Raw genomic sequence first — 9136 nt, 5'->3', positions numbered from 1 at the left:
CACACGTACGGAACCGACGGTCTCTTGAATCGACGACCGCGACGAGTAGCTACCGACTCCACAGGATGACCTTCACGTGGCGCTACCGACGGACCGTCCTCGTCCTCAGTACGCTCGCGTTCTTCGCGACGATGGCTGGCCGACTGGTCATCAGCCCGGTCGTCCCGGCCATCACCGACGAGTTCGGCGTGTCGAACGGGGTCGTCGGCCTCGGACTCACCGGCCTGTGGATGGCCTACTTCGCTGCCCAGTTCCCGAGCGGCGTGTTCGCCGACCGCTTCGGGGAACGTCCGATCATCCTCCTCGCGGTCGGCGGAACGGCCGTCGCGAGCCTGTTGCTCGCACTCTCGCCGCTGTTCGCCGTGTTCGTCCTCGCGACGGTCGCCCTCGGCGCGGTCGCGGGATTACACTACAGCGTCGCCGCGACGCTGTTGACGCGCACCTACGACAACACTGGGTTCGCCATCGGCTTCCACAACGCGGGCGGCCCGGCGGCGGGGCTGGTCGCGCCGGTGGCGGCCGCCTGGGTGGGCGTCCGCTACGGCTGGCGGCCCGCGGTGGCGCTCGGCGCAGCCATCGCGCTCCCCATCTTCGTGCTGTTCGCGTGGCGCGTCCGCCCGACGGAGCCGCGTCGGCCCGACCAGCCGATGCGTGACCGCTTCGAACTCGGCCCGCTGGTCGAGATGCTCTCCCGGCGTAAGATCGCCTTCACCGTCGCGCTCGCCGTCGCCGGCGCGTTCGTCTGGCAGGCGACCGCCTCGTTCCTCCCGACGTTCCTCGTCGAGTACCGCGGGCAATCCGAGACCACGGCGGGCGCGGTCTTCTCGGCGTACTTCGTCGTCCAGGCGGTGACCCAGGTCGGGGTCGGCGCGGCCTCGGACCGGTTCGGCCGCGAGGTCTCCACGGCAGGCTGTATGCTCTCGGCGGCCGCCGGCCTGGCCCTGCTGGTCGCCGTCCCCGGCGTCGTGTCGCTCGTGGCCGCGCTCGTCCTCGTCGGAACCGGCCTCGGCTGGGGTGGCGCGCTCCTCCCGCGCTTCATGGACGAACTCGGCGATGCAGAACAGGGCGCTGGCTTCGGCCTCGTCCGGACCGTCTACGGCGTCCTCGGCTCGGTCGGGTCCGTCGCCACCGGAACCCTCGCCGACCTGTTCGGCTGGGCGGTCGCCATGGGCGTGCTCGTGGCGCTGCTCTCGCTGGTCGTCGTCGCCCTCGCGGCGAACTGGGCGTTCGACCTCGGCTACTGAAACAGGAGAAGAAGCCTCAGACCGTCAGCACCGGCCGGTCGCCCTGGTTGACGACGCGGTCGGCGACGCTACCGATGTGCTTGGTGTGGCTCTGGCCCTGGTACCCCATGACGATGAGGTCGGCGTCGACCGCGTCGGCGTAGGAGAGGATCTCCTGGTGAGGGAGGCCGTGACAGAGCTTGCACTCGAAGCAGAGGTCGTGTTCCTCGGCCTTGCTGGCCATCTCGTTCATCAGGTCCGCCCCCCAGTCTTCGAGGTCGTCGATGACGAGTTCGGTACTGGAGAGCGCGGGCTCGTCGTACACGCTGGTGTCGACGACGAACAGGGCGTGGAGGTCGGAGTCGTACCGTTTCGCGAGGTCGAGCGCGTAGTCGGCTGCGCGCTCGGCGCCGGCACTTCCGTCGGTCGGGACGAGGATACGCTGGTACATGTGTAAGCTAGGACGGGAGGGAGAATAACCATGCGGTTCTGTATCATAGTTCGGTCTGCCGACAGGCGTACGGGCGGGTCGACCAACGTACCTCAGACGGGAGAGAACGAGTGGTAGGTCACGACGGTCTCGAACCCCATCCCCTCGTAGACGGAGTACCCCATCTCCGAGGACTGCAACGCGCCGACCGTCCCGCCCGCCTCACGGCCCGCGCGGAGCACGGCCCAGGTCATCGCCTCGCCGACACCCCGGCGTCTGAACGCCTCGGTCACGCCGATGTTGTAGACCCCGGCCACGTCACCACTGCGGACCAGGAGGCCGCTAGCGGCGGGTTCGCCCTCCACACGGCCCACCAGTATCTGGACCGTCTCGTCGTCGAGTAGCGACTCCGGTGCGACCTGACGTGCCACGGGTTCCGGCATCCCGAACGCCGCCGACGTGACCGCCACGAACGCGTCGAGGCCCGTAGCGTCGGTCACCACCTCGATGTCGACCCGGTCGTCGGACCGGGGAATCTCGTCGAGCGAGCCGAGGACCATCCCCGGCTGGGGGTCGCCGGTCCGCTCCAGTCCGAGGTCGGCCGCCAGCGAGGCCGTCGCGTCGACTGCTGGCTCGGCCACGGTCACCCGGAACGGAACAGCCTGCTCGGCCATCCACGAGACGGCCCGCGAGAGGTCGTCCCGGGCCGGCGGCTCGAAGACGAACACCGGGTTGAAGAAGGGGACCGGGACGCCGGTCGTGATGGCCGTCAGCTCGCCGACTGTTCGGGACGACCCTGTCGGGGTGTGGTCCGAGAGTCGGGCGAACGCGGCCACCATGTTGGCGTTGGCGGCAGCGACGGCGTCGCTAGTCATCCAGAATTAATGACGTTCTACCGAGATAACTCTATGCACCAGGGCCGCGACGTGGTGTGGCGCAGGGCCCGGCAGCGCCCGTCCGCGTCAGTCGAACCGGCCCGTCTCCGCGCCGCAGTCGACGCACAGCGTGACGATGGCGTCGCGGTCCTCGGTCAACTCGATGTCCTGTTCGGTGCGCTCGCCGCAGGCAGCACACTCGCGGACCATGTGCAACTCGCCGGACTCCTGTGGCGCGCCCATGGCGAGGACGATGGCGCGCTCGTCGCCCTCGTTGGTCCCCAGCTGGGACTCGCCGGGCCCGAACCGGATGACCTCACCGGCGGCGACCGCCACGTCTCCGGCGTCGGTCTCGAAGGTGACCGTTCCCGACTGGACGTAGAACACCTCCTCCTGGGCACTGTGGCGGTGGTAGCCGAAGCCCAGGCTGTCGCCGGGGGCGAGTTCGTAGTAGTTCAGTGCCATGTCGGTCGCACCCAGTGCGTCGGTCAGCCGGCGCTTGACGGCCGCGGGACCCATGCGCGAGTTCACGTCCTCGATGGTGACCTTCTCCATGCGGGAGGCGACGGCGGGCAGGGACAAAAACCCGGGCGGCGGGGTGGCGCGGGGGCGGGAGACGATTTACGTGGGCTGCTCGCGTCTGCCCGCACATGACCAGCCCCTTCGACGTGACCATCGAGGTCGCAGAGGTCCTGTCGGCGGAACCGTTCCCCGAGGCCAGAAAGCCCGAACTCGTCAAGCTCACGCTCGACTGCGGCGACCGCGAGCTCCAGTCGGCCGCACAACTGGGCTACCACCACGACGTGGACGACCTGGTGGGCCGACAGGTGCTGTGCGTGACCGACCTCGGGACCGTGAACATCGCAGGGTTCGAGTCCCAGGCCCTGACGGTCGGCGTGCCCGGCGACGACGGCAACCCGGTTCTCGTGACACCCGACAAGCAGGTTCCGCTCGGCGGCGAACTGTACTGAGTCGGGCGGTTTATGCCGGATGCTGGCGAAGGTGTGTCCATGGCTATCGACCCGAACTTCCACGAGAACCGCGAGGTCGTCGACGAACACGAGGGACACAACGTGTGGGGGCCCGTCGAGGAACCCGACAAGTTGGGCATCCACGGGACCCACGTCGCCGTCGACTTCGACATCTGCCTGGCCGACGGCGCATGCCTCGAAGACTGTCCGGTCGACGTGTTCTCGTGGGTCGACACCCCCGGGCACCCCGAATCGGAGATCAAGGCCGACCCGGCACGCGAGGCCCAGTGCATCGACTGCATGCTCTGTGTCGACGTCTGCCCGGTCGACGCCATCGACGTCGACGCCAGTCGGACCGCCTGACATGTCACATCAGGCAGTGAAGATATAATCGCGGGCACCATCCTTCCGAACGGTTCCATGCATCGAACAGCCCTCCAGAGCATCTGCTGTATCGCCCTGCTCGCCGTCGCGGCGGCCGGCGCGCCCGCGGTCACAGCAGCCGAACCAGACGCAACGTTCGACAAGTCTGTCTACGAGACGCCCCGCGACGAGGCGGTGACGCTCACCCTCACGCTGACCGACGCGGAGAACGCGACGGTCAGCCTCGGGAGCGAGGACGCCGGGTTCCAGATGAACGTGACCGTCCACGACAACACCAGTGACGGCCAGGTCCGGCTCACCATCTACACGCAGCGACTCGGCATCCGAGCGCCCGCGAAGGCCGTCTCGGTCGCCGGCAACGACAGCATTGTCTCAGCGAGCGGTGACACCCTCGGCGGGGCCATCGACGCCGGCGACTACGAGCTCGTGGCGTCCGTGAACGGGACCCAGACCGACGTGGCGACGCTTTCGGTCACCGAACCGACGACCACGACGCCCACCACCTCGGACACGCCGGCCACCACGACCCGGTCATCGACGACGACCGCCGCCACGACGACCACCGCTGCCGACGCTACCGACGAGGACGACGGGTCATCGAGCGCCATCCCCGGCTTCGGACTCGGCGTGACAGTCGTCGCACTCGCGAGCGTGGCGCTCCTGGCTCGGCGACGGTAACAACAAGAATCGGAGACGACTGCGACCAGCGACTCAGGTCCGGTCCACGTCGACCTGTTCTTTCAGCTGCTTCAGCTCGTCTGCTTCCGCGAGTTCCTCCAGCCGTTCGCGGAAGTGCTCCTCACAGAGCCCGACCTTGATGCCGTCGGTCTCGGCGGCGAAGGCGGCAACCTGGTCGCAGTAGTGGCACTTCATACCCTTACCTTGGTGGTCAAGGGAGTTGAACCCTGCGTTCCCGGACCTGAATTGACACGTCCCCAGGTCAGCCGACGAGCGCCGACACGTCGGCGAACTCCGCCTCGGAGAGCCCGGCGAGTCCGAGTTCGTGGTCGTGGGCGTCGCTGCCACCCGTCACGAGCAGGTCGTACTTCTCGACGGCTCGCTCGACCGGCGCGGTGTCGACCTCGTGCCCGTAGTCGTAGTAGCGCTCGACCGCGGGGAGGTCGTCGCACAGTGAGAGCGCGGCCTCGGGGTCGGGATAGCGGAACGGGTGGGCGAGCGAGACGAGCCCGCAGGCATCGAGCAGCGCCTCGCGCCCGTGCTCGAAGCTCGGCACGTCCCGGGGGACGTAACAGGGGCAGTCGTTCCCGATGAGGTGGTCGAAGGTTCCGTTGTAGTCGTAGTCGGTGTCCGGGTGGGCCGCGACGGCCCGAGCGATGTGGGGGCGGCCGAGGCCCTCGCGACCCTCGATGCCGAGCGAGACGCCGAGACGGTCCTCCACACAGTCGATGATTGCCTGCCCGCGCTCGATTCGATTGGTCTGGATGTGTTCGACCACGTCGATCAGAGCGTCGGTCTCGCGGACCCCGTACCCGAGCAGGTCGACGCGCTGGTCACCCGCGTCGACGCGGAGTTCGATGCCGTGGATGACCGTGACGCCGTCGCGCTCCGTGACGGGCGCGTCGAGGACCGGGTTCGTCCGGTCGTGGTCCGTGATGGCGACGACCGAGACGCCGGCCTCGCGGGCCGCGACCGGCACCTCGTCGAGTTCCATCTGGCCGTCCGAGTTCGTCGTATGGACGTGGAGGTCCGCATACACCATGTGCGAGGGTTCGAGAGGGGGGATGGAAACCCCTTCGGCACGATGTTTTATCACGATTAATGAGTAAAAGGACCCTCCGAGAGACCAAGGTTGGTTATGGACAATGTTTATAATTATCGTTCATCCTGTTTTGGGTATGTTCCGCAACGGAACCGACGACCGCATCGACGCACAGACGTACCCGATGACAGCCGGCGAACTCCGCGAGCGACTGGGCACCGAAGAACTGGAGCTGTGTGAGGGCACCGAGACGGTCGAGCAGGTCCTCGACCGACTGCAGTGCGACGAGACGTTCGAAACGCCAGAAGACGTTCGCTTCACCCTGTACGGCGGCGTCTCCGAGCGCGCCATCGGCCGCAAGGGCTACTCGGACCGCGACCCGACACCGACGGGCAGCCCGCACGCGCCCGACACGGTCTCGTTCTAAACCCACTCGACGACGCCGTCGAGGTCGAGCGGTACGTCTCCTTTCTGATATCCTTCGACGTGACCGTCAGGTCTGACGCGATAGACGACCGCGGGCTTGTGCCGGACGTTCGGCTGCTCGCCGCGGACGGCCGCCCACTGGTCGTCGAGGAAGTTCGAGCAGTCCACGAACATGACGACGCCACCGCCGTGGTTCGCGAGCTGGCCGCTGGTCTTCACCTGTGCCGTGTCCCTGACCGCCGCGACCGGCGTGTTCGCACTCCGGCGCGAGGGTGACCGCGGGCGGGTCACCTCGACGAGCACGTTCGTGCCGTCGGGCGCTTTCGCCCGGTAGTCGAGGAAGTGCCCGGTCGTCACCTCGATCTCGGGGGTCACGTCGTAGCCGGCGTCGGTGAGTATCTTCGCCGCGGCGAACTCCGAGATGGCCGAGGCCATCCGGGTCCGGTCGACCTGGTGGCTCGTGCCGAGCTTGCCCGCCATCTCGTGGCGGTAGTCGTCGAGCGTGCCCGGGTGGAGGACCGATTCGAGGTACGAGAGCGCGTCGTCGCGGTCCGCGTCGGGGAAGCCGCAGGCGTAGTCCCGGAAGAACTTCCGGGTGCTCTCGCGGCCGTCCTTGGACATGAGGACGGGCAGGAAGAACCACGAGACGTGGGGGTACTTCGCGAGCCACGGCTCTTGCACCTGGAGGTCGGCCAGCAGTTCGCGCTGGGCCCAGCGGGCGATGGGGTAGGGGACCTGCTCCCACTCGAACTTGTTCGTCCGCCAGAGCGCGCTCGGCGTCTCGGTGTTGCCGAGCCAGTACGCCTCCTCGTCGTTCCAGACGAACAGCGCGATGTCGTCGTTGTCCATGTCGAATCTGACGCCCTCCCAGCCGTTCGGGGGCCTGTAGTGCGGTGTGCCCATCTCGGCACCGATGTTCTGGTCGAGCGACGAGAGCAACTGCTGACGGACGCGGTCGAGGTGCCATCGTTCGGTCGACCGGCGAAAGCGGAGGGGTCGTGCCACGAAGTCGGCTACGGGGTCCCGTCTTAAACCTCGTTCGGGTTGCCAGACCCCACCGGGCCACGGGAGCGCGCCGGCGAGTCAACCCCCGACGACACCGTGTCGCCCTGACCGCTCCAGTGTGCAGATATCGTCTCGACGGCGACAGTATCCGAGATAACACCGACCTCTGGCCGTATTTTTTGCACGGTCGTGTGCCGGTTCGGGGGGTGAACCTGACGCATAGAATCAATTATGATAATCAGCGACACCTTGATATACATCAATCACAAATCATGGTTTCGAGTACCATGTCAATGGGTGCCTATGACGACGACGAACACGAGCGCCGCGAGCAGAAATCCACCCAGGTGGACACCGACTTCGACGACGAGCGGACAGTGTACCACGGCAAGGTAGAGTACGACTCCGGTGACTCCACCGACGACCTGCTCGCGCAGTTCAAGGAGATAAAAGGCGGCGATTAAGCGAACCTTCCGCGCAGACTCAGTCCTACCGAGAGCGATGTGGCGGCCGTGACGGCACAGACGTGCCCGACCAGCACCGCGGCCAGCACCGGCCGGTCCCAGACGAACGGCACGAGCACCAGCTGTGCGACCGCGAACCCGAGGTTGAGCAGGTCGGTTCTGGCAAAGGCCCAGGCCGTCGCGTGCGGGAAGTCGTAGACGTACGCCCGCCAGATGGCCGTGACGGCGGCCCACCAGCCCGTCCCGATGCGGTAGGCCACGTCCCACAGGATGAGCAACATCAGGTACACCGCCAGCACCGGCGGGTCCGGGCCGAACAGCGCGGTGACGATGGGGTCCTCCGACCGGGCCGGGTCGAACACGAACAGGTGCGTGACGAGCGCGATGAACGCGAGGACACCGAGAACGACCTCGACGCTGGAGCCAAAGAGCAGGCGCTGGTAGTGCGGGGGCGTCGGCAACCGCCGAATCGAGTCCCCGAGCCGGAGCATCAGGACGCTCCCGATGGCGGCGACGATGACCGCCGCGGTCCCCGGCAACACCGCCTGCCAGAGGCCGTAGAGCCAGGCGACGATGAGGATGGACGCCTCGAACACCGCGATCTGGATGGCGACCGCCGTCCGCTCGGTGATGTCGACCCCGGGTAAGGCCCCGACGATGCTCTCGTACACCCAGGTCTCGCCGAACTCCTCCGCCATCAGTTCGCCTCTGGCGCTGCGCGTTCACGCGACGCCGCATCCTCGGTCAGTGCCTGCTCGACCGCCGCGTCGAACGGGGTCAGGTCCACGTCGACGAACTCGTTGATTCGGTTCTCCGAGCAGACGACCGGGTTGCGCAGTCCCGTGATGAGCGGGCGTGCCACGCTCTTCGGGACGTCCGTCACGAAGTTGACCCAGTACGCCGACAGCTCCGGCGAGAGCACCGGGATGGGAATCACGCGGAGTCGTCGCCCCATCACCCTGGCGGTGCGTTCGAGCATCTCCTGGTAGGTGAGGATGTCCGTGCCCCCGATCTCGAAGGTGCGGCCCTTCGTCTCCTCGGACTCGAGCACGCCGACGAGGTAGGCGACCACGTCGTCGATGGCGATCGGCTGGCACGGGGTTCGAACCCAGCGCGGCGTTATCATCACGGGGAGCCGGCTCACGAGCTGGCGGATCATGTCGAAGCTCGCGCTGCCGGCCCCGACGATGATAGCCGCCCGCAGCGTCGTCAGGGCGTACGACCCGCTCTCGAGGACGTGTTCGACCTCGCGACGCGACCGCAGGTGCTTCGAGAGGTGGTCACGCTCCTCGCCGAGGCCGCCGAGGTAGATGACGCGCTCGACGCTCGACCCGCTGGCCGCGTCGACGAAGTTCCGGGCCGCCCGGCGGTCGCGTTCCTCGAAATCCGGCCCCGAGTGCATCGAGTGGACGAGGTAGTACGCCGCCTCGACGCCCTCGAACGCGGGCGGGAGCGACTCGTACTCGAGCAGGTCGCCGACGACGACCTCGGCGTCGGCTGGACCGTCGTAGCGGGACGGCTCACGCACGAGGACGACAACGTCGTGGCCGGCGGCGACGAGTTGGGGGACGAGCCGGCTCCCGACGAACCCGGTCGCACCGGTGACGAGCACACGCATGTGTTAGCAAAGTTCACGCT

At 67.5% G+C, this 9136-nt stretch carries 14 protein-coding genes; 6 read left to right on the top strand and 8 right to left on the bottom strand.

Going from position 1 to position 9136, the window contains the following annotated elements:
* Positions 1 to 65: 65 nt before the first annotated feature.
* Positions 66 to 1244, top strand: coding sequence for an MFS transporter (locus tag N6C22_RS03165; protein WP_261649313.1), 1179 nt, complete (start codon positions 66 to 68; stop codon positions 1242 to 1244).
* 16 nt (positions 1245 to 1260) lie between these two features.
* On the opposite strand, the gene N6C22_RS03160 is transcribed toward N6C22_RS03165, so the two are convergent.
* The 3 genes from N6C22_RS03160 to N6C22_RS03150 all read right to left on the bottom strand — a co-directional run bounded on the left by N6C22_RS03160 (position 1261) and on the right by N6C22_RS03150 (position 3083).
* On the bottom strand, positions 1261 to 1674 hold the full coding sequence (locus tag N6C22_RS03160; protein ID WP_261649311.1) for a universal stress protein: 414 nt from the start codon (positions 1672 to 1674) through the stop codon (positions 1261 to 1263).
* Between the two features lie 92 nt (positions 1675 to 1766).
* On the bottom strand, positions 1767 to 2528 hold the full coding sequence (locus tag N6C22_RS03155) for a GNAT family N-acetyltransferase (RefSeq protein ID WP_261649309.1): 762 nt from the start codon (positions 2526 to 2528) through the stop codon (positions 1767 to 1769).
* An 87-nt stretch (positions 2529 to 2615) separates the two neighbouring features.
* A complete protein-coding gene (locus tag N6C22_RS03150) occupies positions 2616 to 3083 on the bottom strand; it encodes a cupin domain-containing protein (protein ID WP_261649306.1) in 468 nt (155 codons plus the stop codon).
* A gap of 95 nt (positions 3084 to 3178) precedes the next feature.
* Here N6C22_RS03150 and N6C22_RS03145 point away from each other — a divergent pair, with 95 nt between their 5' ends.
* The 3 genes from N6C22_RS03145 to N6C22_RS03135 are packed head-to-tail and all read left to right on the top strand — an operon-like array spanning position 3179 to position 4561.
* Positions 3179 to 3499: a tRNA-binding protein gene (locus tag N6C22_RS03145; protein WP_261649304.1), complete on the top strand. Its 321-nt coding sequence runs from the start codon at positions 3179 to 3181 to the stop codon at positions 3497 to 3499.
* A 39-nt stretch (positions 3500 to 3538) separates the two neighbouring features.
* Positions 3539 to 3862, top strand: coding sequence for a ferredoxin family protein (locus tag N6C22_RS03140; RefSeq protein WP_261649302.1), 324 nt, complete (start codon positions 3539 to 3541; stop codon positions 3860 to 3862).
* Between the two features lie 57 nt (positions 3863 to 3919).
* Positions 3920 to 4561, top strand: coding sequence for a PGF-CTERM sorting domain-containing protein (locus tag N6C22_RS03135; RefSeq protein WP_261649300.1), 642 nt, complete (start codon positions 3920 to 3922; stop codon positions 4559 to 4561).
* A gap of 33 nt (positions 4562 to 4594) precedes the next feature.
* Here N6C22_RS03135 and N6C22_RS03130 read toward each other — a convergent pair whose 3' ends face one another.
* Positions 4595 to 4756, bottom strand: coding sequence for a DUF6757 family protein (locus N6C22_RS03130; protein WP_261649299.1), 162 nt, complete (start codon positions 4754 to 4756; stop codon positions 4595 to 4597).
* A 67-nt stretch (positions 4757 to 4823) separates the two neighbouring features.
* Positions 4824 to 5603, bottom strand: coding sequence for a PHP domain-containing protein (locus N6C22_RS03125; RefSeq protein ID WP_261649298.1), 780 nt, complete (start codon positions 5601 to 5603; stop codon positions 4824 to 4826).
* Positions 5604 to 5739: 136 nt separating this feature from the next.
* On the opposite strand from N6C22_RS03125, the gene N6C22_RS03120 reads away from it, so the two are divergent.
* Positions 5740 to 6030, top strand: coding sequence for a DUF2795 domain-containing protein (locus tag N6C22_RS03120; RefSeq protein ID WP_261649296.1), 291 nt, complete (start codon positions 5740 to 5742; stop codon positions 6028 to 6030).
* Here the strand turns inward: N6C22_RS03120 and N6C22_RS03115 are convergent.
* Positions 6027 to 7034, bottom strand: coding sequence for a DUF5784 family protein (locus N6C22_RS03115; protein ID WP_261649295.1), 1008 nt, complete (start codon positions 7032 to 7034; stop codon positions 6027 to 6029). The two genes, N6C22_RS03120 and N6C22_RS03115, sit on opposite strands and share 4 nt — an antisense overlap.
* 287 nt (positions 7035 to 7321) lie before the next feature.
* Here N6C22_RS03115 and N6C22_RS03110 point away from each other — a divergent pair, with 287 nt between their 5' ends.
* Entirely contained in the window at positions 7322 to 7498 is a 177-nt protein-coding gene (locus tag N6C22_RS03110; protein WP_261649294.1) for a DUF5786 family protein, read from the top strand.
* Here the strand turns inward: N6C22_RS03110 and N6C22_RS03105 are convergent.
* Positions 7495 to 8196, bottom strand: a complete 702-nt coding sequence (locus N6C22_RS03105) for a hypothetical protein (RefSeq protein ID WP_261649293.1) — start codon at positions 8194 to 8196, stop codon at positions 7495 to 7497. The genes N6C22_RS03110 and N6C22_RS03105 overlap by 4 nt on opposite strands.
* Positions 8196 to 9116 carry an NAD(P)H-binding protein gene (locus tag N6C22_RS03100; RefSeq protein ID WP_261649291.1) on the bottom strand — a complete coding sequence of 307 codons (921 nt, stop codon included), beginning with the start codon at positions 9114 to 9116 and terminating at the stop codon, positions 8196 to 8198. The genes N6C22_RS03105 and N6C22_RS03100 overlap by 1 nt, the downstream gene beginning before the upstream one ends.
* Positions 9117 to 9136: the final 20 nt, after the last annotated feature.

It is taken from the genome of Haloarchaeobius sp. HME9146 (genome assembly GCF_025399835.1).
Lineage (GTDB): Archaea > Halobacteriota > Halobacteria > Halobacteriales > Natrialbaceae > Haloarchaeobius.
The sequence above is the reverse complement of the archived record's forward strand: the minus strand, read 5'-3'. Positions and strand labels throughout refer to the sequence as shown.

What these genes read in the sequence shown, in the direction of transcription:
- N6C22_RS03165 (WP_261649313.1), top strand. Translation starts at nt 66, where the DNA reads ATGACCTTCACGTGGCGCTACCGACGGACCGTCCTCGTCCTCAGTACG.
- N6C22_RS03160 (WP_261649311.1), bottom strand. Translation starts at nt 1,674, where the DNA reads ATGTACCAGCGTATCCTCGTCCCGACCGACGGAAGTGCCGGCGCCGAG.
- N6C22_RS03155 (WP_261649309.1), bottom strand. Translation starts at nt 2,528, where the DNA reads ATGACTAGCGACGCCGTCGCTGCCGCCAACGCCAACATGGTGGCCGCG.
- N6C22_RS03150 (WP_261649306.1), bottom strand. Translation starts at nt 3,083, where the DNA reads ATGGAGAAGGTCACCATCGAGGACGTGAACTCGCGCATGGGTCCCGCG.
- N6C22_RS03145 (WP_261649304.1), top strand. Translation starts at nt 3,179, where the DNA reads ATGACCAGCCCCTTCGACGTGACCATCGAGGTCGCAGAGGTCCTGTCG.
- N6C22_RS03140 (WP_261649302.1), top strand. Translation starts at nt 3,539, where the DNA reads ATGGCTATCGACCCGAACTTCCACGAGAACCGCGAGGTCGTCGACGAA.
- N6C22_RS03135 (WP_261649300.1), top strand. Translation starts at nt 3,920, where the DNA reads ATGCATCGAACAGCCCTCCAGAGCATCTGCTGTATCGCCCTGCTCGCC.
- N6C22_RS03130 (WP_261649299.1), bottom strand. Translation starts at nt 4,756, where the DNA reads ATGAAGTGCCACTACTGCGACCAGGTTGCCGCCTTCGCCGCCGAGACC.
- N6C22_RS03125 (WP_261649298.1), bottom strand. Translation starts at nt 5,603, where the DNA reads ATGGTGTATGCGGACCTCCACGTCCATACGACGAACTCGGACGGCCAG.
- N6C22_RS03120 (WP_261649296.1), top strand. Translation starts at nt 5,740, where the DNA reads ATGTTCCGCAACGGAACCGACGACCGCATCGACGCACAGACGTACCCG.
- N6C22_RS03110 (WP_261649294.1), top strand. Translation starts at nt 7,322, where the DNA reads ATGTCAATGGGTGCCTATGACGACGACGAACACGAGCGCCGCGAGCAG.
- N6C22_RS03105 (WP_261649293.1), bottom strand. Translation starts at nt 8,196, where the DNA reads ATGGCGGAGGAGTTCGGCGAGACCTGGGTGTACGAGAGCATCGTCGGG.
- N6C22_RS03100 (WP_261649291.1), bottom strand. Translation starts at nt 9,116, where the DNA reads ATGCGTGTGCTCGTCACCGGTGCGACCGGGTTCGTCGGGAGCCGGCTC.